The following is a 23,512-nucleotide window of genomic DNA, read 5'->3' as shown; positions in this document are numbered from 1 at the left end:
ATGATGGCATTTCAAGGAGAGCAAGTATACAGGAACTATATCAACGGAGAATGGATGAAGGCGGCGTCCGGAGAAAACGAACCCAGCATCAATCCGGCAAACCGGAATGAGGTAGTCGGGTATGTACCGGTTTCCGGTATAGAGGATCTGAACCGTGCTGTCGCAGCGGCCAAAGCAGCAGGCCGAGCCTGGCGGCGATTAACCGGCTCGGAACGCGGCAATGTTCTGTACAAGGCGGCGAATGTGCTGGAACGCCGGGTCGACGAGGTCGCCGAGGCGATGACGAGGGAAATGGGCAAAACGCTCGCAGAAGCTAAGGGAGAGACGATGCGCGGCGTCGCGATCCTTAGGTATTACGCTGGCGAAGGGATGCGAAAAATCGGCGATGTCATTCCTTCCACGGACAGCGAAGCACTGATGTTTACGACCCGTGTACCGCTTGGCGTCGTGGGCGTGATTGCCCCATGGAATTTTCCCGTAGCGATTCCGATTTGGAAGACGGCCCCGGCTTTGATATACGGCAATACCGTTGTGTTAAAGCCGGCGCAGGAAACGGCGGTCACGGCAGCCAAACTGATGGAATGCTTTGAGGAAGCGGGAATTCCGGCAGGCGTTCTCAATCTTGTATGCGGCAGAGGTTCGGTGATCGGATCTGCGCTTGCCGAGCATCCGGATGTCAACGGGATAACGTTTACAGGTTCCAACGAAGTCGGAAAACGGGTCGGCGCCGCCGCTTTGGGGCGGGGAGCCAAGTATCAGCTTGAAATGGGCGGCAAAAATCCGATCATTATCGCGGCAGATGCGGACCTGGACTTGGCAGTCGAGGCCACCATCAGCGGCGGCTTGAAATCCACCGGCCAAAAATGCACCGCCACCAGCCGGGTCATTGTTGAGCGGAAAGTATATGAAGCCTTTAAAGAAAAGCTCCTGTCGCAAATTCGGGAGATCCGGTTGGGCGACGGCATGTCTTCCGAAAGCTGGATGGGACCGTGCGCGAACGAAGGACAGCTCGAAACGGTGCTGAACTATATTCATAAAGGGCAGGATGAAGGTGCCGTGCTGCTGACCGGCGGAAAAAGAGCGGACGGTCCAGGACTTGAAGAGGGATTCTATGTCCAGCCAACCGTATTTGAGGGTGTCGAACCGCATATGTCCATAGCCCGGGAAGAAGTCTTCGGTCCTGTGCTTGCATTGATCGCGGTGGATTCCCTGGAGGAAGCCATAGAGACGGCCAATGACAGCGACTTTGGCTTGAGTGCCTCCATCTATACGCAAAATGTCGGGGCAATGCTGTCATTCATCCGGGATATGGATGCCGGATTGGTCAGGATCAATGCGGAAACGGCCGGTGTAGAGCTGCAGGCGCCGTTCGGCGGGATGAAGATGTCAAGCTCGCATTCCAGGGAACAGGGTCAAGCAGCGATCGAGTTTTTCACTTCTATCAAAACGGTCTTCGTGAAGTCATAAGCTGCGGGAGGGTGCCATGCACGATCAGATTATGTCGATAATGGGAGAGATGGACTCAAGCCGTTTCGATATTACAGCACAAGCTCCGGGGGCAGCGGGACGGCTGCCTTTAACGGATGATTTGCTGCGGAACGCTCCGAGCGGCGACTTGTTCGGCATGTCCCAGAATGTCGGAATGGGCTGGAAGCCTGAGGAATTGAACGGAAAACAGTTTCTGATCCTGAGCACGCAGGGCGGAATTCGCAATGAGGACGGCAGTCCTGCAGCCCTCGGTTACCACACGGGCCACTGGGAGGTCGGTCTGCTCATGAAGGCCGCGGCGGAAGAGATATCGGACCGCGGCGGAATTCCGTTTGCCGGCTATGTCAGCGACCCCTGTGACGGCAGATCACAGGGCACGACAGGCATGTTCGACTCGCTCCCGTACAGGAACGATGCCGCGCTCGTGTTCCGCAGATTGATTCGCTCCCTGCCGACGCGCAAAGGCGTGATCGGCGTCGCCACTTGTGACAAAGGTCTGCCGGCGATGATGTTAGCGCTTGCGGGAATGCCGCAGCTGCCGGGAGTAATCGTTCCCGGGGGCGTCACCCTTCCGCCTGTCGATGGAGAGGACGCCGGCAAAATTCAGACGATCGGCGCACGGTACGTCAGCGGCGAGCTCTCCCTGGAAGCGGCGGCGGAGCTCGGCTGCCGGGCATGTGCTACACCGGGGGGAGGCTGCCAGTTCCTGGGCACGGCAGCAACGGCCCAGGTCGTCGCCGAGGCGATGGGCATGACGGTGCCGCATGCCGCACTTGCACCTTCCGGGCAGCCGATCTGGATCGAAATGGCGCGCCAATCCTCACGCGCACTGATGGCGATGGAGTCCAATGGGCTGAGAATGGCGGACGTTGTCACCGATGCGGCGATTCGCAATGCGATGGCTGTTCATGCCGCATTCGGCGGCTCTACCAACCTGCTGCTGCACATTCCCGCCATTGCCCATGCAGCCGGTTTAAACGTGCCTGCGGTGCAGGACTGGATCCAGGTCAACAAACATGTGCCGAGACTGGTCAGCGCCCTGCCGAACGGCCCGATCTTCCACCCGACCATTCGGGTGTTTCAGGCTGGAGGCGTGCCCGAAGTGATGCTTCACCTTAGGCAGCTTGGCGTACTGGATGAGTCCGTGCTTACCGTAACAGGTACGACGCTGAGCGAGGTTCTCGACTGGTGGGAATCGTCGGAACGCCGTCATCTGCTGCGGAAGCAGCTGAAGGAGAAGGACGGGATAGATCCGGACAGTGTCATTATGAGCGTTGAGTATTCGCAGCGTCTTGGCATTACCTCTACCGTGACATTTCCAACAGGGAATATCGCTCCGGAGGGCTCTGTGATCAAATCCACATCGATCGACCCTACGGTACTGGATAACCAAGGCGTGTATCGTCACAAAGGTAGAGCAAAAGTGTTTACAACCGAACGCGAAGCGATCCGTGCAATTAAGACCGGCGGTGTTCTGGCAGGCGACGTGGTCGTACTTCTCGGGCGGGGGCCGTCAGGGACCGGGATGGAGGAGACTTACCAACTTACGTCTGCGCTGAAGCATTTGTCTTTCGGCAAATACGTATCGCTCATTACAGATGCCCGGTTTTCCGGTGTTTCCACCGGGGCGTGCATTGGCCACGTTGGCCCTGAAGCACTGGCAGGCGGGCCGATCGGCAAGCTTCGGAACGGTGACTTGATCGATATCGTCGTGGATCGCAACACGCTGGAAGGCAGCATGAACTTTGTCGGTGAAGGGGAAATCGAGGTTTCGCCGGAGGAGGGAGCTCTCATCCTTGCACAGAGGCCCTTCCATCCGGATATGCGGCCGGATGAAGCTCTGCCGGATGACACCAGGCTGTGGGCTGCGCTGCAGTCCGTCAGCGGAGGGACATGGAGAGGGAATGTGTACGACGTGGAACGGATCATAACCGCTCTGGAAGCCGGCAAAAAAGTACTGGGCTGGCACTGAAATCAACCATTTTGTACAATCATCATTTTCATACCGGAGGGAACTTAAATGAATATGATCACGAACCCCGTTCTTCGCGGTTTTCATCCCGATCCGTCCATTTGCCGGGCGGGGGAAGATTATTATATCGCCACGTCCACCTTCGAATGGTTCCCGGGTGTACGGATTCACCATTCCCGGGACCTGGTTCATTGGAAGCCGATACAATCTCCGCTTAGCCGGACTTCGCAGCTGCATATGGAGGGCAACATCGATTCCGGAGGAGTATGGGCTCCCTGCCTTAGCTATGACAACGGCGTGTTTTACCTGATTTACACGGATGTCAAAAGCCGGATCGGCGCTTTTAAAGATACCCATAATTATCTTGTGACGGCAAAGGATATCGAAGGCCCGTGGTCCGAGCCGGTATATTTGAACAGCAGCGGATTCGATCCATCCTTATTCCATGATGAGGACGGACGCAAGTGGCTGGTCAATATGATTTGGGATCACCGTAAGGGAAAGAACCGGTTCTCGGGCATCGTGCTCCAGGAATTTTCCGTTCAGGAACAGAAGCTGATAGGGCCCGCCGTTAACATATTCAAAGGCACGGAATTAGGGCTGACGGAAGCGCCGCATCTGTACAAATATAAGGATTTTTATTATTTAATAACGGCTGAAGGGGGAACCGGTTACGAGCATGCGGTGACGGTAGCACGCTCCCGCATGTTACAGGGACCTTATGAGGTCGATCCTGCCAATCCGATCCTGACTTCATACGGCAGGCCGGATTTAATGCTCCAGAAGGCCGGTCACGGCAGCCTCGTCGAGACGCACACCGGCGAATGGTACATGGCCCACCTGGTCGGCCGGCCTGTCAATGGACAATTTTGCACACTTGGCCGTGAGACGGCTCTGCAGCAATGTGTTTGGAGCGAGGACGGCTGGCTGCGGCTTGCGAGCGGTGACCGCTACCCCGAAGTTCAGGTGCCTGCACCGAAAATTATGCCACACCCTTTTGAACCGGCACCGAAAATGGACCACTTTGATCAACCCATGCTTCGGAGCGATTGGAATACGCTTCGTATTCCGCCGGACTCGACGTGGCTGAGCCTTACGGAACGTCCCGGTTGCTTGCGCCTGCGCGGCATGGAGTCAATGAGCTCGACGCACAGGCAGAGCATGGTCGCGCGAAGACTGCAGGCTTTTGCGTGCGAAGCCGAAACTTGTCTGGAGTTTGCACCGGACCATCCGCAGCAAATGGCAGGGCTGATTCTGTATTACGACACGAAAGACTATCTCTATTTACGGGTAACGTATCACGAAGAGAAGGGACTGTGCCTCGGAATCATTCAGTCCCGATACGGGATATACGACGAGCTGCTGGATGATATCACGCTGAAACCGGTGAACGGGATCCGGTTAAAGGTTGTGATCGATCATGACCGTGCCTGTTTTTACTATGGGTTACAAGATGATCCGTCCTGGCATCCGGCAGGCGGATGGTTCGATATCACGCATCTGTCGGATGAATCTCCTGAATATATCCGGTTTACGGGAACCTACATCGGTCTTTGCGTGCAGGATCTTGGCGGGACCCGGAAACACGCTGATTTTGATTATTTTGTATATAAAGAAATGTAAATGGCAAAGGCGGTATCAGACCATTAAGTGCACCCCTTAGAATAGACATTGGAATCCCCTGGCTATTCCGATGATTTCTAGGGGTGCATTTTATGATGCAAATAAAGAGCAAAATTCAAGCATTTTCAGAAGACTCAAGTAAGAAGCCATCCGGCTTCATGTGTGGGAGAAGTGGAGCTATCGACAAATCAACGAACTCGGCCACTAGCTAGCCTGGATGCATTAAGACAACACGATTTCAGCAACGCAGCAGGCGGGAAGGTGCATATCCAGACGGTTGTCCTTAATTGGAATAACCGGCATCTTTTTTATTTCGACTTGCGGGGGACGTCCGAACGCGTTGTGGCTCGTCATGGTCCCAGAAATGTAACGAACTTCTGCAGAGGAAAACGCTTGACCATCTAACACGCAAAGGAGCTGCTGGGACTCATCTGCGGACAAGTTCACTACTGTCGCGTGAACGCGGCCGTCCGCCCGTTTCGATGCGCTGACGTGCAGAGCCGGCACCTCGGCTTCGGTCGTCCCCGTCAGCTGCGGTTGTATATAGCTTTCGATCCGTGTCGAATCTTGATGCCCTTTATAGAGATCGAATACATGGTACGTCGGTGTGAGCACCATATCCTCGCCTTCCGTCAGGATGACCGATTGGAGCACATTGACCAGCTGCGCCAGATTGGCCATCTGAACCCGATCGCTGTGGGCGTTAAATATATTCAGGGACACTCCGGCGACAATGGCGTCTCGCATCGCATTATGCTGAAACAAGAATGCCGGGTGAGTCCCAGGCTCCACCTCGTGCCAGGTTCCCCACTCGTCGATAATGATCGACACCTTCCCATTGGGGTCGTAGCGATCCATGACATGTTTATGCCGGGTAATTAATTCATCCATATACAACGCTCGGCGCAGGGTGCGATAATAGGTCGGCTTGTCGAACTCCAGAGCCGGACCTTTGCGCTCCTCGGGATATTCGTCAGATTTGTAATATCCCGGCATGGTGTAATAATGCAGAGACAATCCATCCATATTTGTGCCCGCTTCGCGCATCAAGGTTTCCGTCCAGGCATAATCGTTGCCGTCGGCACCGCAAGCAACCCTGAAAATCCGATGATTGCCGTAATTGCGAACATAAGTGTTGAATTGCTTGTACACATCGGCATAATATTCCGGCCGCATGTGCCCGCCGCATCCCCAATTCTCATTTCCGATGCCGACATATTCAACCTTCCACGGTTCGTGCCTGCCGTTCTGGCGCCTCCAGTTCGCCATTGGCGAGTCTCCGTCAAAGGTCATGTATTCAATCCATTCGCTCATTTCTCTAGGGGTACCGGAGCCGACGTTGGCGGCGATATAAGCCGAGCAGCCGATCTGCTCGCATAGATCCAAAAACTCGTGGGTGCCGAATGAATTGTCCTCCACGACGCCGCCCCAGCCTGCATTCACGATGCGCTTGCGCTCAGCACCTACGCCGTCTTTCCAATTGTAATATTCAGCGAAGCATCCGCCGGGCCAGCGCAGCACCGGCACCCGGATATGCCGCAATGCCTCCACAACGTCGGTGCGTATCCCGCGGATATTGGGAATGGGGCTGTTTTCGTCGACATAAATGCTGCCATAAATACCTCGTCCCAAATGCTCTGAAAAATGCCCGTAAACATTTTTGTTGATTTTTCCGTACTTCCGCCCTGAATCGATGAACAGTAACGCCATAGCCTTCCTCTCCATTCGGAAAAATATATGTTGCTAGACCTGTGAACTTCCTTGCGATGTTCCATTATAGCGCTTTCATTTTAACGGTTCAACCCGATTTCATGCTCCCGAACGAGGTCGTAAAGAAATGCTAAACTTGTTGAAAACTGCGAGCATGGGGTGAGACAAAAGCGTAAACAAATGTTAGAAATGTAACAGCTCGCCTGTATTCATTCCTAAATTTCAGGGTTAAAATGAAACGTGATTCAAGGCAAAAACGATTTCAAGGGGGTTATTAGCATGAAACGAAGGGTTTACCCGAAAGTCGTCCTCATCTTAGCAACAATACTTTTAACAGGATTGATCACCGCATGTAGTTCCGACTCAAACAATCAACAGTCAACCAATCCGTCAGGAAGCAGTTCAGGCAAATCATCTGAAGGGGGAGCCACCGCAGCGGAAGGACCGTTCGGCAAATATGAAGAACCGCTTACGATTCGATTTGCCCGCGATGTAGACAACGATATGCAGGATAACATCATACCCAAAACACCTGGCGAAACAGTGGAAGACAACCGCTGGTTGAAAGCGTTCTCGGAAAAACTGGGAATCAACGTAAAATACGATTGGACGGTCAGCGGCGGGGATGCTTATACCCAAAAGGTTAACGTAACGTTGACATCCGGGGATATTCCGGACATGATCCGAGTCACAGCCGCACAAATGAAACAGATGGCTGAAGCAGATATGATCGAGGATCTCACACCGTACTGGGACGAATATGCTTCTGACCAAATGAAGGAACTGTACGCGGTGCAAGGGCCTGCGGTCCTTCAGGCCGCTACGGTTGATGGTAAGATGATGGGCCTTGGTCCGCCGGAGGTATACGGAGACGGCGTATTTATCTGGCTTCGTGCCGACTGGTTAGAGAAACTCGGGCTTTCAGAACCCAAAACGATGGATGATGTGATTGCAATCAGTAAAGCGTTTACCACGCAGGACCCGGACGGGAACGGGGTCAACGACACCTACGGGCTAGCAATTACGAAGGATTTGTACGGCGGAGCCATGGGGCTGGAAGGTTTTTTTGCCGGCTACCACGCGTATCCGAACATGTGGATCGATGACGGATCGGGAAATCTGGTTTGGGGCAGTACGCTTCCTGAAGTAAAGGAGGGATTGAAAGCGCTGTCTTCGATGTATAAGGCCGGTGAAATCGACAAGGAATTCGGAGTTAAGGACGGCGGCAAGGTGGCTGAGACGATAGCCGCCGGCAAGGTGGGCATGGAGTTCGGGCAACAATGGAATCCGATGTACCCGCTCATCAGCAACTATCAGAACGATCCGGGTGCAGATTGGAAAGGCTACGCCTTGGTTTCGGTGGACGGGGAACCGGTGCTGTCACCGCAGAAATTTGCCGCATCGGAGTTCTGGGTCGTCAGAAAAGGATTTTCCAATCCGGAAGCCCTGGTGAAAATGTTTAATTTGCACATTGAGTTGAACTGGGGAGAAAGCGGAGATTTCGATTATTATTATATGCCTTCCGCCAATGACAGCGTAGGCGTGTGGAAATATTCGCCGGTACAACCCTACCCGCCATTTAAAAACGTGAATGCGTTCCAGGAAATCGAGGAGGCGCGTAAGAATAAAACTTTGGATCAGCTAACCGGCGAGGCACTGTCGATTCAGAAAAATATGGAAGCCTTCAACAATGGAGAAACCACTTTATGGGGATGGCCTAAAATTTATGGGGAAGACGGCGTGTTCCAGCATAGCGTGAAGTACCTGGAGAACGACCATTTCATGCTTGAGGCGTTTGCCGGACCGCCTACCCAAACGATGGCGGAAAAGCAGTCCACACTAAAAGCGCTGGAAACCGAGGTGTTTGTCAAAATCATTATGGGCGCCACTTCGATTGATGAGTTCGACAAGTTCGTAGAGAACTGGAATACGCTTGGGGGAGCCGATATGACCAAAGAAGTCAATGAGTGGTACGCATCTGTAAAATAAGTACCTAGGACCATGAGAAAGGATGCTGCATTGATCTGGGGCATCCTTTCCCTTCCTCATTCTCATCTTAAGAAACGGGTGATTTATTATGCAAAAAAGAAGCTGGAAAAGGGAATTGCCTCTGCATGTAATGATTTTGCCGGGTTTTCTTTTTTTGCTGGTATTCAACTACCTTCCCATTGTCGGAATCATTATTGCGTTCCAAAAGTTTATACCGGCGAAAGGTTTGTTCGGCGATCAGGACTGGATTGGTCTGCGCAACTTCGAATATGTAATGAACCTGCCCAACTTCGATAACATCATGTGGAATACGTTTTATATCGCGATGATGAAAGTCATTCTAGGATTGCTTGTGCCCATTGTGATTGCGATTCTATTAAACGAGGTCCGGCATATGGCACTGAAGAGAGGAGTGCAGACCGCGATTTACTTGCCCCATTTTTTATCCTGGGTAGTATTGGGCGGAATCTTTATCGAAATTCTGTCACCGAATGACGGCTTGGTCAACCGGGCGCTTCAATCCTTCGGGATTGAACCGATCTTTTTCCTTGGGGACAATCGGTGGTTCCCAAACACCATGATTTTGACAGACGTATGGAAAGAGTTTGGATACGGAACCATCATATATCTGGCCGCGCTTACAAGCATCAATCCGAACCTGTACGAAGCGGCGCAAATTGACGGAGCGAGCCGTTGGAGGCAGACGCTTCACGTGACGCTGCCTGGGATGCAGATGGTTATCGTATTGCTTATGGTTCTTAATTTGGGGAATTTGCTGAATGCCGGATTTGACCAAATTTTTAACATGTACAGCCCGATGGTATATGAAAGCGGGGATATTCTCGATACCTTCGTGTACCGCATCGGACTGCTGGATGCGCAATTCGGGGTTGCAACCGCAGTAGGATTATTCAAGTCCGTTATCGCGCTTGTTCTCGTGTCCGTCTCCTATTACATCGCGTATAAAGTTGCGGACTACAGGATTTTCTAAGGAGGGACCGATATGCCTGTAAAAAAGAGGCTGGATTGGTTTGTTGTGTGCAATAGTATATTCTTGATCGCAGTCGGAATGTTGTGTCTGATTCCGATGATACACATCCTGGCCGTGTCATTAAGCTCCAGCGCTGTCGCTGCAACAGGAACCGTAACCTTGTGGCCGAAGGAATTTACGTTGAAATCCTATGAATTTGTCGCACATCGTTCAGCCTTTTGGCAATCGATGCTCGTTTCTCTGGAGCGCATCGCATTGGGAGGGACGCTGAATCTCGTTTTGATCGCTACAGTCGCATATCCGCTTTCGAAAGAAAAGGGAGAATTCCGGCTGCGCACCTTTTATTCATGGGCCTTTTTTATTACAATGATATTTGGGGCTGGATTAATTCCGACGTATATGGTTGTCAAGCAGCTCGGGTTGATCGACACGATCTGGGCGCTGGTCTTCCCAACTGCAATTCCTGTATTCAGTGTCATTTTGCTGTTGAATTTTTTTCGAGCAGTGCCAAAGGAACTGAGTGAGGCCGCGTTTATCGATGGTGCCGGACATTGGCGAACGCTGTGGCAGATTTACGTTCCGGTATCCTTGCCGGCTCTTGCGACCATTCTGCTATTTTCACTGGTCACGCACTGGAACAGCTGGTTCGATGGGTTAATCTATATGAACGATCCCAGCCATTACCCGATCCAGAGCTACATTCAGACGATCGTCGTTCAGCGCTCGTTAGCCACGATGACGCCGGAAGAGGCCAAGCTCATGGCGGACATTTCGGATAAGACGCTGCGTTCGGCCCAGATTTTCCTTGGAGCTCTGCCGATCATCTGCGTGTATCCGTTCCTGCAGCGTTTCTTTGTCAAAGGAATTGTACTCGGGAGCGTGAAAGGATAAACACGAAAGGCCGACCTCGTTTCCCGCAATAATAATCGTGAATAAGGGAGGGAGGGCAGATCAAGAACAGCATTTTCGCACGATTGATCGCGTCCTTCTTATTGGCGATCGTCCTAATTATTTTCTTGGGCATCTATTTGTACAATTGGAGCCTGAACACCGTAAAAAATGAAATTATTAATTCTTCGACTGCACAGGTTTCGTTCTACCTTACAAGCCTGGAGGAGGAGATCGAACGCATTAAAATTTTGCAACACGAAAGCTTGACTGATGAATACCTGGGCAAACTCGCGGTACGGTATTCCATCATGGACGAGTATGAAATCATGGAAAGCATGCGAAAGCTCCATCAGCGTCTCGTCACTATTCATAACAGCAGCTCCTACACCTCGAATGTAAGCGCACACATTTTACCGATTCAAAAAACCATTTCCTCCACCGCTACCGTAAGTCCGATCGATATGGACAAATTCGATCAGATTCGCGTTCCGGCGGGGGAAACTGGCGCGCAGCTGGTACAATACAAAAATAATCTTTACATAACCACTCTACATACCGAGAATGCCGGCTTGCCTCAAAAGTACATGATCGAGATTGAGCTGGATACGACGGCGTTTCAAGAGGCGCTGGGCCAGTTTCATACTTACGACAACAGCGGATCCTTTTTAATTGATCTCACGCACGACATCGTCATTAGCGGCAAAGGCAACGATGCAAATGTACGCTTACAAGATTTGGCGGGAAACTACCATGAACTGAAGAGCGGGAACGTCACATACAGCAACATAAACGGTCAGAAAATGTATGTGGTGTCTGTCAAATCGGATTATTTGAATATGCTCTTACTGCGTTATATTCCCCAAGAGCTCATCTTTGTGCCGTTGCGGGATTTTTATATCTGGCTGTGGGTATTCACCGGTGCAGGCGCAATGATTATGTTGTTTTACTCTATCTACACCTATAACTTAATTCACAAGCCCATGCGTAAGCTTGTCGGATCGTTCCGACACGTCGAGAGCGGAAATTTTAACGTCTCGATCCACGTAAACAGCAAAAACGAGTTCGGTTATCTTTATCAAGGCTTTAATTCCATGGTACAGAACGTATCTGCTTTGATCGAGCAGGTGTACAAGCAGAAAATTCTAAACCAGAGAGCGGAGCTAAAGCAATTGCAATCGCAAATTAGTCCGCATTTTTTATATAACAGTTTGTTTTTGATCAACACGATGGCCAAACTAGGGGACGATAATTTAATCCCGTTTACTAAGCTGCTGGGTGATTATTTTCAGTTTATTACAAGAAATGCTTCGGATTTTTTGCCGCTGCGTGAAGAAGTGGAGCACGCACGGACCTATAGCGAGATCCAGTTCATGCGTTTTCCAAGCCGGCTGACGATCCAATTTGAAGATCTTCCGGATGAGGTCAAGGAAATTCAGGTGCCTAGATTGATTCTTCAACCGATTCTTGAAAATGCATTCAAATATGCCGTGGAACAAACCAAAGTCAAAGGCTTGATCACAATGCGCTTTCAGCAGGAGGACCGCGCTTTGCGTATTATTGTAGAGGACAACGGAACGGATCTGTCGGAGTCCAAATTATCCGCGCTCCAAAAGCTCCTTAACGATACGTCCAATATCGAGACCTCAGGTCTGATTAACATTCATCGCCGGCTTCGTTTGATATATGGTGATGAACACGGCCTGTTTTTGGAACGAAGCGCAATGGGCGGCTTGAAGGTGACGCTGCAACTTGACCCGAAAGCGAGTGTGTAAGGGATGTACAGACTCCTGATTGTCGATAACGAAGAGATTATAGTGAATCATCTTTATGAAATTTTTCGAGGATTTGACCATTTGGATCTCGATGTCTATAAAGCATATGGGGGAGAAGAAGCCATTGAGTGGCTCAACCGTACAAGAATTGATATCGTGTTGACCGATATCGACATGCCCCACATTGACGGTCTGCAGCTCATGGAGGAGATTTTTCGAAGCTGGCCTCAGTGCAGAGTGATTTTTTTGACAGGGCACAGTGAATTCAGATATGTATACAAAGCGATTCAGTATCAGGATGTCAGCTATATTCTGAAGACCGAGAATATCGACAAAGTGATTCAGGTGGTCGAAGAGACCGTATCAAAAATCCGCCAGGAAATCAAAACGGAAGATCTGATCCGGGAGGCCAAAGAGCAAATAAACATAGCGCTGAATTTGTTTCAAGAAGATTATCTTCTAGGCATGTTAAAAGGCAGCCGCGGGTTACAAGCCAGCCAATCACAGTTCGAAGAATTGTCGATCCCGCTGAATGTTAAGTGGCCGGTTGCCCTGGTCGTGGGCAAGATCGATAAATTCCCCGACTCTACCGGTTATATGCAGAAGATGCAACAAATCTATGCCGTACGTCAAATCATGCATAGGTACTTAGCCACCCGTGTCAATTTCGTGATTGTGCTGGATGATAGTCGCAGATTCGTGATTTTTATTCAGCCTAAGGAGTCGTTGTCCGCTACCGGTACTGAGAATGCGGAGACGATCCTGCAGACGTTCAATAAAACAGTGTCGTTCCTTAAAGGAATATTGGAGGTCATCCAGTCGGCATGCCAGGAAAATATCGGACTTCCGATCAGCTTTACAATCGGCAGCCAAGCGGATGGGTGGGAATCGGTTTCCAATAAGTATCACTCGCTCCACCACTTGCTCAATTACCGGATCGGACTCGAAAATACAGTTCTTCTGATCGACGATGCGGTTAGTCATGATGAACCCGATGAGGCAGGCAACGTTCAGGGTTTGAAGGAAGAGGATCTCGAAGGAGAAAGGCTTGGGCGGGTGCTTAAGTCCAACGATCTTTCGCTTATCGAGCAATATCTGGAGGCAGGACAAAGGAGTAAGTATTTTGAAGCCTTGGAGCTGCTTCTTGGTCCGATCAGAGACGTTCGCACGAAAAATAATGCTTTTGCCCAGGAAATTTATTACACCGTGTCCCTGTATTTGATGTCCTATATCAATCGATGGGCACTCAATGAGAAGATTGAAGCTCAGTTGGGTCAAAACAGACTGATGAGGATCGATTTTTTTGACAGTTGGAGCGAAGCTTCCTTATATTTGACGGAGTTATCGTCTGTGTTGTTCGACATGCAAAAAGTAGAGCAGAAAAAACGCGCGGATCATATCATCGATTTTTTGCAGGAATTCATTCGGAATCATTTGGATGAAGACCTGTCTTTGGTGCGATTGGCGGAACAAGTATATTTGAATCCGTCATATTTATCCCGCATCTACAAACAGGAAACCGGAAACAATCTGACGGAGTTTATCGACTCCACCCGTCTTATGCAAGCGAAGCGTTTACTTCATAGCGAGAATCTTCGAGTCGGTGAAGTTGCCCGCCGTGTGGGCTACGAAACCGCATCCTCTTTTACTCGTTTTTTCAAAAAGGCTACCGGCTGTTCACCGCAGGAATACAAGGAAAAGCATATGATTCAAAAGCCATAGCCGGCCTGCCAGGCGGGGTGGATAGAGCTGTTGCTTCTCATCTACTGTGTCCCATTTCAATTCCTGACTTAAAGAGATCCAGTCTGCCGTTCAAATGAGCGGGATCGACAAATTGATTGCGCAACTGCCAAATGGGTTGTCGTCTGCCGTCGGAGAAAACGGCTCTAATTTTTCCGAGGTCAACGCTGTTGCGCGGGCGCTGATTCGAAACATGCCGATTCTTATTCTTGACGAGGGCACCTCGGCTGCGGATATGCAGACTGCTATCGTAAGAGGGAACAGAAGCTAGCTTACTCGACAACCATGAGAAATTACTATTTTGTCGGGCACAAGAACATAATCCCATTAAAAGTCGCTAATTTAGCGGCTTTTTTTTCGGTACAAGTTCTTGGCCCGAGCCAAGGACAAGAACATTGTCCGGTTGCCGATTAGATAAGTTTCTAACTACGATACCATGCAATTTCATTATGCTAACGGGCAGGAAAGCGGTGCGCTATGCCGAATACCTAGTTTTAAGTTGATTTTCCTGTAAGGTAATGGTAAATCAACACAAAGGTGCGATAGCCTCTGTTTGTGAAAGTTTATGAGTACCGTACAAAAACCAGCATATTAAATAGGAGCGTTCATATGGGAGATAAACTGAACTGGGCCGGGAATTATCGCTACTGTTCGATGGAGTTGCTTGAGCCTAAAAGTCTAGAAGAAGTTAAGGACCTAGTTGTTAGCCGCACAAGCATACGCGTGCTTGGCTCGCGCCATTCTTTTAACGGGATTGCTGACACCGGGGGCAGCCATCTTTCGCTTCGAAAGATGAATCGGGTAATCGATCTCGACCGTGTACAGAGAACCGTAACCGTCGAAGGTGGCATTCGGTATGGCGATCTGTGCCGCTATTTAAATGATCATGGCTATGCTTTGCATAATTTAGCATCGCTGCCGCACATCAGCGTGGCAGGCGCCGTTGCGACAGCCACGCACGGCTCGGGCGATCAGAATGCAAGCCTGGCGTCTTCTGTACGTGCTATCGAGCTAATGAAATCGGATGGAGAAGTAACGGTACTCACGCGCGGGATAGATCCCGAGTTCGATGGGGCGGTTGTCGGACTCGGCGGACTTGGAGTCGTCACAAAGCTTAAACTGGATTTAGTACCCTCGTTTCAGGTAAGTCAGACCGTATATGATCGTCTTCCTTTTTCTGCACTGGATCATGGCATAGACGAAATTTTATCTTCCGCATACAGTATCAGCTTGTTTACGGATTGGGCAGAGCCCATATTCAATCAAGTGTGGGTAAAACAAAAGGTGGGAATAAACGGGGAGGATGAGATATCTCCAGAGTTCTTCGGGGCTTTGCCAGCTCCGGAAAAACGGCATATGGTAACTGGCCAATCTGTAGAGAGCTGTAGCGAGCAGCTAGGCGCTCCTGGACCATGGTATGAACGGTTGCCTCATTTTCGCATGGAATTTACCCCCAGCGCGGGCAACGAACTGCAAAGTGAATATTTCGTTCCGAGGCGTCATGCGGTCGAGGCAATGCGTGCGCTAGGAAAACTGCGTGATAGAATTGCGCCTCTGCTCTTCATCTCCGAGATACGAACCATTGCCTCGGATACCCACTGGATGAGCCCATGCTACCGACAAGACAGTGTTGGTTTTCATTTTACATGGAAACCGGATTGGGAGCGCGTGCGCCAATTACTTCCGCTTGTAGAACGTGAACTCGAACCGTTTGGAGCACGCCCACATTGGGCGAAACTGTTTACGATGGAGTCGGAAATGATACGGGCTCGGTATGAGCGGTTAGCGGATTTCCGTCAGCTGCTACTTCGATACGATCCAATAGGGAAGTTTCGAAATACGTTTCTGGATCATTACATTATGCATTGATGTTAAGGATTAATCACCATTTTAGAAAAAGTGATCTAATGGAATGAAACAAAAATGTTAATTTTTTGCATTCGTTAAGACCTCCACCACTGGCAATATAGGGTTGGAGGTTTTTGGTTAGAAACAGAATATATATTCCGTTAACTTCTTCAATAGTTAAGGAAAGGGGAAACGTATGGATATACAATGTATCTCAGAAATGATAGATACAGATTGGCTTCGTACCTTATCAAACAACTATCTTCACTCTGAAAAAGGAATCGTTACGAACTGGTCCTGCAATTCGATCGGTGCGGTTGACATTGGATTTGACACTTCTTAAGAATAAAAGTGCAACCTTTGTTTGGGAATTCATGTTCACACGCTCCACCTATCAGACAGCCGATATGATAGAGCAGCATAAACTCCTTAATGAAGTCGCACGTCTCGTGGGCCAAGGTATCATACGGACGACCATTGCACAGAAGTTGGAGCCAATCAACGCGGAGAACCTGCGTAAAGCGCACGTTCTTTTGGAGACAGGCCGGACAGTGGGTAAAATCGTTCTGCAGCACTTTTAAGATAGTGAAGTATACGAACTAACTTGGGACTGTCTCGATGAAGTTTATCTGATATTGGGAATCAAAGGGCGGATAAAAATTTGTTTTGATGAACTAGAAGTAGACTTGGAAAATAGACTAGAACGTAACAGAAATCCTCAATGACTAAAACACAAACCTACTAAATAAGTTAACTGGCAAAATTTCTATCCTCCATTTTACTAAAGTAGTATTCGGTCTGGCCCAGACTGTTCATATCAGCAATCTATGAGAAACATGGCCTGCTTTTGGATGATAAAATGTAGGCATAAGGAGGCTGAATATGGGACGTATAATCCTGATGATGAATGTGACACTGGACGGTTGCTGTGACCACACGCAGGTAATTGCGGATGAGGATCTCCACCAGTACACTATGGACTTGATGGACGAGTCTGATGGTCTGCTTTTCGGACGTGAAATCTACCAGTTGATGGAAAGTGCTTGGCCATCCATTGCCAGCAGCGGCGACGGACCTCAGTTCTTGGTCGACTTCGCACGCAAGCTCGATCGGAAACCCAAGTACGTCTTTTCGCGGACGCTGGATCACGTGTCGTGGCAGAACTCTTTCTTGTTGAAAGGGCCTGTTTCCGAGGAGGTGCCGCGACTTATGGCAGAAGGGAAGAACCTAGTCGTTAACGGCGGTCCCGGACTCGGGTCCACCCTGGCACAACTAGGCTTAGTGGATGAGTATCACTTTCTGGTGCAGCCCATCGTTGCCGGACATGGCCCCCAATTATTGGGGGGAGTTCGTGATCGACTGAATCTGAAGCTGACCGAGACCAAGCCTTTCGGCTCCGGCGTCGTGGTGCTCCACTACACGCCCGTTCGATAACAATGCCTGGCTGATCACCGCGGCTTGGCACTGCTATACGAGCCAAAATACATTTGTCGGCTGCTTCGTTTATATTACAAGGAGCAAATTCAGAGGGGCATACTTGGTCTGGCTGGAAACTGAAAATTGGAGGGCGTTATTGAAATGGCTAAACTGATCTACGCAGCCAACGTATCTTTGGACGGTTACATTGAGGACGAACACGGCAATATCGAGTGGACGATCTCCGATGACGAGGTATTTGCGTTCTGGACTGACTTCGAGCGGCCGATGGGCACCTACCTATACGGGCGCCGAATGTACGAGTCGATGGTGTACTGGGAGACGGCGAGCGCCAAGCCCAATGATCAACCAGAGGTAATACGGGAATTCGCACAGATTTGGCGAACAGCTAAGAAGATCGTGTTCTCCCGGACACTTCTGGCGGTTTCAAGCGCCAGGACTAGGATCGAGCGCGAATTCGATCCTGAAGCGATCCGGAGGCTGAAGGAGTCTTCAGGAGCCGATATCACGATTGGCGGCCCCGAGCTTGCTGGGGAGGCGATGAGAGCGGGACTGATCGACGAGTGTCATCTGCTTCTTAATCCGATCGTCTTGGGTGGAGGTAAACGAGCATTGCCGGACAACCTCTGCATGCGGCTCGAGCTGCTCGGTGAGCGCCACTTTCCAAGCGGCGTTGTTCATCTTCACTACCGCATGATTGTCTGACAACGACGCTAGAGTGAATACAAGAGATGTCTTGTTATCAGATACCGGTATGGCGGTAGGCTGTTATAAACAAAGTCGCACAATGTGCGGCTTTTTATTGTGCATAAAATAATCAATAAGCATCACGTTGGCAGGAACGATCACAAACCCATGATGACCTTGTTATTCGTAATCATGTCTATCGTGCTCGATGTCTGCAGGGCAAGGCAAGAGGATTGTTCTTTATCGACAGTAAGACGAATTACCACAGCGTTGTCGGCAAACTGGCTGTGGCGAAGGGAATGTCTTCCATTGCCAACGATATATTCCTGGATGATGTTCATACCGTACAGCACGTGAGCAAGCAGCTCCTCACCGCGGCACAGCAAGCGGAAGAGCGGACATTCTGTATTGCAATAGGCCATGTAGGCGTGTACGGAATTCGTACGGCAGAAGCGCTGAAAAAATCCATTCCGGAGCTCCAAAAAAAAGTGGAGTTCGTCGGGATCAGCGATCTGGTCAGAGAGCATTCAAGCTGGCGGCCTGATCCGCTGCGTGCGTACTAGGGCAAGCAAAATTTAGAATCGGGAGGTGGAATCGGATTGCTGTGACGCCTTCGTATAATACTTCACGCATGACGAAGACCCTGCCTGTATAATTCAGGTGGGGTCTCTTCATATGGTCTCTTCATATGAATAAATATATAGGCGTACCCCACAGAGCTTATTGATCAATGGTCTCCAAAAAAACAGCCTTATCAAAATCTTCTCTTTCGCAAGTTTAGCGTAATAAAATAAATGATATCCGTGGGCTGCTGTACGTATCGCGTTTCTCCGATGCGGCATTAGACTATATCAGGACTTCAGGGCGAATGCCTTGAACCTACAAATGTCTAGTCTTCAATAGGAGGATATATCAGTGCCGCTCAAAAAATATGTTACCCCGTTGGCCATCCCCCCGATTCTAATGCCGAAGCTCCGCCGAGCCAGGGGTACCTATTACGAAGCGAAAATGAAGCAGGTCAAGCAAAAGCAGTACCGGAATCTGCTACGCTTTTAAGGAGGAAGTCGGTTGAGCATGAGTAGAAATGAACGTATTTGCGGAAGGTTTGCCAAAATCATTGGAGGAACCCCCGGATTTGCAGGCGGAAAATGCGTCGCGACCATTTCGCGGAATCGAGTAAAGGCAACGATTTTAAAGAAAAGGTTTATGTTAACCTCATCATTCTCGTTTGAATCGTTAAATGCTGTGACTGGTAGAGCGTTGTGTTTGGGAAGAGTTGCCCTGTTGCAAAAGGAAACGGATCGGTTTATCGCAAGCCTTCTTAAACAGGGCATCATCGTTTCGTCCATTCATAACGAATGGCTGTTCGAGCGCCCCAGATTGATCTATGTCAACATCGAAGCGGTACAAAAGCCGCTCATTTTCGCCAGAAAAATCAGAAGAGCGCTTGACTTGCTGTAACCACTTGGCTCGCCTCCGCTTGGTCAGTTTAGCCGTGGTGGCTACTAGATTCACCATATAACAAAAATCCAACTACACCGAAGCGCGTGGTACCGCTTTTTAGTTGTTCTAGAAGGGGGAAGAGCAAGTAAAGCCACCTGCAATGCAAGCGGCCTTCGCTCTACCAGTTCAGGACAGAAGACTGAGAGTTGAAGGATCATCTGTCCCAGTTTTGTACCAGTCTCACATACACTGCCTCATGTGGCCTTGCAAGCATTAAAAATGATTTGAAACGTTGATGAACAATGGGATGAAACGGATATACAGGCAAATGAGGAATTCAAAATGGAAGAAGGACTGGAAGACATTACGGGTTTTACTCAATAATATCGTACAGTCCCTTCATCCGGATCGGCCGCTTAGCATCTCCGTCTCCCTAAGCGAGAGAGACGATGCGTGGTGTCTGACAACGGTCAAGGCATACCACTGCCGCAACAGGAAGAATATCTTCGAGCGGTTCATCCGCGGCGAGAACAAGAAGCATGCCGTTCGCGGCCAGGTCTTGGCCATACGTTCGCAGGCAGTTGGCGCAAGCTCAAGGCAGGCAGCTAACGATTAGGGAAAGCTCGGAACAAGGAAGTGTATTTGTCCTGTCGCTTCCTTCTATTGAATAGAGGGGATTGTTGCAGGCATTAGACCCGGTTCGTTTTCCGGTAAGCGGAAGGACTGACTTTCATCAGCTTCGTGAACACGCGGCTGAGGTAGAAGCCATTGTTGAAGCCGCAAGCTAATGCGATCTGCTCTAAATTCAGATGGGTATCGACGAGCAAGGACTTTGCTTGCTCCAGCCTAATATGGCTTAAATAGCGCGAAGGAGTCATCCCCACGCTTCGTGTGAATCTGCGGGTGAGCTGAACGGGACTGATGCCCAGCTCGTCCGCAAGCACCAGCATGCTCATGTCCTTATAGGCGTTCTGCTGGATATAGAGCCGTGCTTGTTCCATCAGAGGATCGGCAGGTTTTTTGTCTTCGCCAACCACACCGACCGCTATCGACTGCAAAGAAAAGAGCCAAATATCGTTCAGCGCATGGTTTTGCCAATAGCTCCGCTGATCGATCTCCGCGGCAGCTTCGTCCTGCCTCTTGAAATATCTCAAATTATCGGCAAACCTCTCCTTATGCGCGACGGCGGGCTTGTAGGCAGAAGCCGCTAAACGATGGTGGACGTCCTGCACTGCCTCTTGCCCTTCAACCGCCTCTCCCGATATAAAGCCTAACCAAAATCCGATGAAATGAAAGGACGGCGCATGGATAACGTCGCGATGAAAATCGATGCCCGGCGGACAAACGATGACGTCGCCCATCTGCGCCGTACCTTCGCTATCGCCGATCCCATAACGGAAGCTGCCGCCCTCCACCGCAAATAGAACCCAATGTCCGTAGGTGTCCACGCTGTATTGAAATTGCTTCTTATGATTCCAAAAGACATGATGCATTAGACTAGGATATAGGATGGGGCTTCGATTTAACATCATCACGGCAATCCGCCTCCAGAATGAAATAAAGTATATGCCAATATGATAGCGCAGTGCATGTTAAATAACGACCCCCTCGATTAAGATGATAGTAATTCTAAGCATGGGGGGATTCGATTGAAGTTTGAATTAGTAAAATCCGACATTACCGTTATTGGCGGAGGCCTGGCCGGCGTATGCGCTGCCGTTGCAGCGGCACGTCTTGGCCAAACCGTGTCGCTCGTGAACAACAGACCCGTACTCGGAGGCAATTCTAGCAGCGAGGTACGGGTGTGGGTATGCGGTGCTACGGCGCATGGTACGCAGCGTTACGCGAGAGAAACCGGCATCATGGGAGAAATGTTCGTCGAGAATCAATTCCGGAACCCGGATGGAAATCCGTATTTATGGGATCTCGTCGTACTCGAGACGGTCCGAGCAGAGCCGAACATTGCCTTGTTTCTCAATACGGATGTGCACGAGGTCGAAGCAGAGGGCACGGAGGAGGAGCGCATCATTAAGTCGGTCACGGGCTGGATGATGGGCTCCGAGCGGAAAATCCGGTTTGAAAGCGATATGTACATAGATTGTACAGGAGATGGCCTTGCGGGTTTTTTGGCAGGCGCTAAATATCGGATCGGCCGCGAGGCCGCAGAGGAATACAACGAGGACTGGGCACCGGAGACGGCGGACGATATTACGCTTGGCAGCACGCTCCTGTTCTATACGAAGGAAGCCGATCGGCCGGTCAAGTACATTCCGCCGAGCTTTGCGAAGGACATTACGCAAACGGCGATCCCGATGAAGCGGGTCATTCGCAGCGGCGACTCAGGCTGCCACTATTGGTGGATCGAATGGGGCGGCGAGCTGGATACGGTGCATGATAATGAACGAATACGCGATGAGCTCTGGTCGGTCATTTACGGGGTATGGGATTATATCAAAAACTCCGGCAATTTCGATGCCGATCGCATGACGCTGGAATGGGTCGGATCGCTCCCTGGCAAACGGGAGTATCGCCGATTCACAGGAGATTATATGTTGAACCAAAACGATATTATCGCGCAGGTGCCCTTCACCGATCGCATCGCCTTCGGAGGTTGGTCGATAGATCTTCATCCGCCGCAAGGCATGTATTCGACAGAGAGCGGTTCAAAGCATTTATTTTCGGACGGCATCTATCATATTCCATTTCGGTGTCTGTACTCCAGCAACGTCAGCAATCTGATGTTCGCAGGCCGCGATATCAGCGCAACTCACGTCGCATTCGGTACCACGAGGGTAATGGCAACCTGTGCGGTCATCGGCGAAGCAGCCGGAAGCGGTGCCGCACTGTGCGTGCAGAAAGGGATATCGCCGCGTGCGTTGCACCGTGACCATATGAACGACCTGCAGCAGACGATGCTCAGGCAGGATGCGTCGATTATCGGAATCGCGGCAGACGACCCTTACGATCACGCCAAGTCGGCCCGTATTACGGCATCCAGCACAATGACCAAAGTTTCGCTGACGGACTCAACCTATACGCACCCGTTGGATAAAGAACTGGGCATCCTGTTTCCCGTGAATCCCTCGCTTGAATCAGTGAAGCTGCTGATCGATGCGGCAAAGGCTGCTACTCTTGAAGTGGAGCTGTGGCATACGGATAAAGGTGAAAACTACGTGCCAAAGCAGATGGTAGCTGAAGCATCGGTGTCAGTAGCCGAAGGTACCGGGCAGTGGGTTAAGCTGGACTTATTTTGGCAGCCCGATGCAGCCTGTAATGCATTCCTTATTATTAAGGCGAACGAAGCGATTCAGCTACACGGATTGGATTGTCCGATGACCGGCGTGCTGTGCTTTGAGAAGGGGCCAAAGCCGATCGTCTCTACGCTTTTAGAGGATCGTCAACCGGATCAGCCGGTCGTACAGTGGAGCATGCGCCGTTGGAACCGCAAGCCGCTGTGTCTGCAGGTTACGCCAAATACGGAAGCGTACGCTGCCGCAGCGGTGACGGACGGGTATATTCGGCCGTTCGCCGGTCCGCATTTATGGATGTCCGAGCCGATGTCTCCAGGCAAACCGGAATGGCTGCAGCTGGAGTGGGCTGAAGTGCAATCGATCGCCGAGATCCACGTCACCTTTAACGACGACGTTAATGAAGATTTAATCAATTTGCACCATCATCGCACGGCTTTCGAAGCGATTCCCGAGCTCGTCCGAGCTTATCGGATCGAGGCGCTCATCGGTGAGGAGTGGGTTACACTGGCTGAAGAGAAGCACAACCATAAGCGCAAAAAAGTGCATAAGCTCAGCCGTTCCATCTCGTCGCATACGATTAGACTATGGATCGACGAAACGAACGGAGGACCACGCGCGGAGGTTGCCGAAATGAGAGTTTATGCTCTATAATGGAATAAAATAAATGATA

The 23,512-nt window shown here is 50.3% G+C and carries 18 protein-coding genes and 1 pseudogene; 17 read left to right on the top strand and 2 right to left on the bottom strand.

What is annotated here, in order from left to right:
- Genes gucD through MHI43_RS16670 form a run of 3 tightly spaced genes read left to right on the top strand, consistent with a single transcriptional unit; the run spans position 1 to position 5,083 of the window.
- The gene (gene gucD, locus MHI43_RS16680; RefSeq protein WP_015735503.1) at positions 1–1,467 is read left to right on the top strand and encodes an alpha-ketoglutaric semialdehyde dehydrogenase GucD; all 1,467 of its coding nucleotides are present in this window, start codon (positions 1–3) and stop codon (positions 1,465–1,467) included.
- Positions 1,468–1,483: 16 nt separating this feature from the next.
- Positions 1,484–3,460 (top strand): YjhG/YagF family D-xylonate dehydratase, encoded by a 1,977-nt coding sequence (locus MHI43_RS16675; protein ID WP_036660562.1) that lies wholly within the window; start codon positions 1,484–1,486, stop codon positions 3,458–3,460.
- Positions 3,461–3,508: 48 nt separating this feature from the next.
- A complete protein-coding gene (locus MHI43_RS16670; protein WP_015735501.1) occupies positions 3,509–5,083 on the top strand; it encodes a glycoside hydrolase family 43 protein in 1,575 nt (524 codons plus the stop codon).
- Between the two features lie 222 nt (positions 5,084–5,305).
- Here the strand turns inward: MHI43_RS16670 and MHI43_RS16665 are convergent, their stop codons facing one another.
- Positions 5,306–6,793 (bottom strand): alpha-L-arabinofuranosidase C-terminal domain-containing protein, encoded by a 1,488-nt coding sequence (locus tag MHI43_RS16665; RefSeq protein WP_036660560.1) that lies wholly within the window; start codon positions 6,791–6,793, stop codon positions 5,306–5,308.
- 279 nt (positions 6,794–7,072) lie between these two features.
- On the opposite strand from MHI43_RS16665, the gene MHI43_RS16660 reads away from it, so the two are divergent.
- The 13 genes and pseudogenes from MHI43_RS16660 to MHI43_RS16600 all read left to right on the top strand — a co-directional run bounded on the left by MHI43_RS16660 (position 7,073) and on the right by MHI43_RS16600 (position 20,207).
- The gene (locus MHI43_RS16660; protein ID WP_015735499.1) at positions 7,073–8,782 is read left to right on the top strand and encodes an extracellular solute-binding protein; all 1,710 of its coding nucleotides are present in this window, start codon (positions 7,073–7,075) and stop codon (positions 8,780–8,782) included.
- A gap of 88 nt (positions 8,783–8,870) precedes the next feature.
- Positions 8,871–9,773, top strand: a complete 903-nt coding sequence (locus MHI43_RS16655; protein ID WP_036660558.1) for an ABC transporter permease subunit — start codon at positions 8,871–8,873, stop codon at positions 9,771–9,773.
- 12 nt (positions 9,774–9,785) lie between these two features.
- Positions 9,786–10,664 (top strand): carbohydrate ABC transporter permease, encoded by an 879-nt coding sequence (locus MHI43_RS16650; protein ID WP_015735497.1) that lies wholly within the window; start codon positions 9,786–9,788, stop codon positions 10,662–10,664.
- A 263-nt stretch (positions 10,665–10,927) separates the two neighbouring features.
- Positions 10,928–12,436: a histidine kinase gene (locus tag MHI43_RS16645; RefSeq protein ID WP_341283136.1), complete on the top strand. Its 1,509-nt coding sequence runs from the start codon at positions 10,928–10,930 to the stop codon at positions 12,434–12,436.
- Positions 12,437–12,439: 3 nt separating this feature from the next.
- Positions 12,440–14,158, top strand: a complete 1,719-nt coding sequence (locus MHI43_RS16640; RefSeq protein WP_015735495.1) for a response regulator — start codon at positions 12,440–12,442, stop codon at positions 14,156–14,158.
- A 627-nt stretch (positions 14,159–14,785) separates the two neighbouring features.
- Positions 14,786–16,045 carry an FAD-binding protein gene (locus MHI43_RS16635; protein ID WP_036660554.1) on the top strand — a complete coding sequence of 420 codons (1,260 nt, stop codon included), beginning with the start codon at positions 14,786–14,788 and terminating at the stop codon, positions 16,043–16,045.
- Positions 16,046–16,347: 302 nt separating this feature from the next.
- Positions 16,348–16,605, top strand: a pseudogene (locus MHI43_RS16630) (zinc-binding dehydrogenase); the annotation flags it as partial.
- Between the two features lie 301 nt (positions 16,606–16,906).
- The gene (locus MHI43_RS16625; protein ID WP_015735493.1) at positions 16,907–17,458 is read left to right on the top strand and encodes a dihydrofolate reductase family protein; all 552 of its coding nucleotides are present in this window, start codon (positions 16,907–16,909) and stop codon (positions 17,456–17,458) included.
- Between the two features lie 144 nt (positions 17,459–17,602).
- Entirely contained in the window at positions 17,603–18,166 is a 564-nt protein-coding gene (locus MHI43_RS16620; protein ID WP_036660552.1) for a dihydrofolate reductase family protein, read from the top strand.
- 215 nt (positions 18,167–18,381) lie between these two features.
- A complete protein-coding gene (locus MHI43_RS16615; RefSeq protein WP_235201638.1) occupies positions 18,382–18,711 on the top strand; it encodes a divergent polysaccharide deacetylase family protein in 330 nt (109 codons plus the stop codon).
- Positions 18,712–19,063: 352 nt separating this feature from the next.
- Positions 19,064–19,204, top strand: coding sequence for a hypothetical protein (locus tag MHI43_RS16610; RefSeq protein ID WP_155989842.1), 141 nt, complete (start codon positions 19,064–19,066; stop codon positions 19,202–19,204).
- An 18-nt stretch (positions 19,205–19,222) separates the two neighbouring features.
- A complete protein-coding gene (locus tag MHI43_RS16605; protein WP_036660961.1) occupies positions 19,223–19,609 on the top strand; it encodes a DUF1259 domain-containing protein in 387 nt (128 codons plus the stop codon).
- 310 nt (positions 19,610–19,919) lie between these two features.
- The gene (locus MHI43_RS16600) at positions 19,920–20,207 is read left to right on the top strand and encodes a hypothetical protein (RefSeq protein WP_036660551.1); all 288 of its coding nucleotides are present in this window, start codon (positions 19,920–19,922) and stop codon (positions 20,205–20,207) included.
- Between the two features lie 73 nt (positions 20,208–20,280).
- Here MHI43_RS16600 and MHI43_RS16595 read toward each other — a convergent pair whose 3' ends face one another.
- The gene (locus tag MHI43_RS16595; protein ID WP_341283135.1) at positions 20,281–21,084 is read right to left on the bottom strand and encodes an AraC family transcriptional regulator; all 804 of its coding nucleotides are present in this window, start codon (positions 21,082–21,084) and stop codon (positions 20,281–20,283) included.
- Between the two features lie 156 nt (positions 21,085–21,240).
- Here MHI43_RS16595 and MHI43_RS16590 point away from each other — a divergent pair, with 156 nt between their 5' ends.
- Positions 21,241–23,493 (top strand): FAD-dependent oxidoreductase, encoded by a 2,253-nt coding sequence (locus MHI43_RS16590; protein ID WP_036660548.1) that lies wholly within the window; start codon positions 21,241–21,243, stop codon positions 23,491–23,493.
- Positions 23,494–23,512: the final 19 nt, after the last annotated feature.

Origin of the sequence: Paenibacillus sp. FSL H8-0457 (assembly GCF_038051935.1) — a bacterium.
Taxonomy (GTDB): domain Bacteria; phylum Bacillota; class Bacilli; order Paenibacillales; family Paenibacillaceae; genus Paenibacillus_AQ; species Paenibacillus_AQ lautus_A.
Note: the sequence above shows the minus strand (reverse complement) of the source record. Positions and strands in the feature narration are given on the sequence as shown.

What these genes read in the sequence shown, in the direction of transcription:
- gucD (WP_015735503.1), top strand. Translation starts at nt 1, where the DNA reads ATGATGGCATTTCAAGGAGAGCAAGTATACAGGAACTATATCAACGGA.
- MHI43_RS16675 (WP_036660562.1), top strand. Translation starts at nt 1,484, where the DNA reads ATGCACGATCAGATTATGTCGATAATGGGAGAGATGGACTCAAGCCGT.
- MHI43_RS16670 (WP_015735501.1), top strand. Translation starts at nt 3,509, where the DNA reads ATGAATATGATCACGAACCCCGTTCTTCGCGGTTTTCATCCCGATCCG.
- MHI43_RS16665 (WP_036660560.1), bottom strand. Translation starts at nt 6,793, where the DNA reads ATGGCGTTACTGTTCATCGATTCAGGGCGGAAGTACGGAAAAATCAAC.
- MHI43_RS16660 (WP_015735499.1), top strand. Translation starts at nt 7,073, where the DNA reads ATGAAACGAAGGGTTTACCCGAAAGTCGTCCTCATCTTAGCAACAATA.
- MHI43_RS16655 (WP_036660558.1), top strand. Translation starts at nt 8,871, where the DNA reads ATGCAAAAAAGAAGCTGGAAAAGGGAATTGCCTCTGCATGTAATGATT.
- MHI43_RS16650 (WP_015735497.1), top strand. Translation starts at nt 9,786, where the DNA reads ATGCCTGTAAAAAAGAGGCTGGATTGGTTTGTTGTGTGCAATAGTATA.
- MHI43_RS16640 (WP_015735495.1), top strand. Translation starts at nt 12,440, where the DNA reads ATGTACAGACTCCTGATTGTCGATAACGAAGAGATTATAGTGAATCAT.
- MHI43_RS16635 (WP_036660554.1), top strand. Translation starts at nt 14,786, where the DNA reads ATGGGAGATAAACTGAACTGGGCCGGGAATTATCGCTACTGTTCGATG.
- MHI43_RS16625 (WP_015735493.1), top strand. Translation starts at nt 16,907, where the DNA reads ATGGGACGTATAATCCTGATGATGAATGTGACACTGGACGGTTGCTGT.
- MHI43_RS16620 (WP_036660552.1), top strand. Translation starts at nt 17,603, where the DNA reads ATGGCTAAACTGATCTACGCAGCCAACGTATCTTTGGACGGTTACATT.
- MHI43_RS16605 (WP_036660961.1), top strand. Translation starts at nt 19,223, where the DNA reads ATGAGTAGAAATGAACGTATTTGCGGAAGGTTTGCCAAAATCATTGGA.
- MHI43_RS16600 (WP_036660551.1), top strand. Translation starts at nt 19,920, where the DNA reads ATGAGGAATTCAAAATGGAAGAAGGACTGGAAGACATTACGGGTTTTA.
- MHI43_RS16595 (WP_341283135.1), bottom strand. Translation starts at nt 21,084, where the DNA reads ATGCATCATGTCTTTTGGAATCATAAGAAGCAATTTCAATACAGCGTG.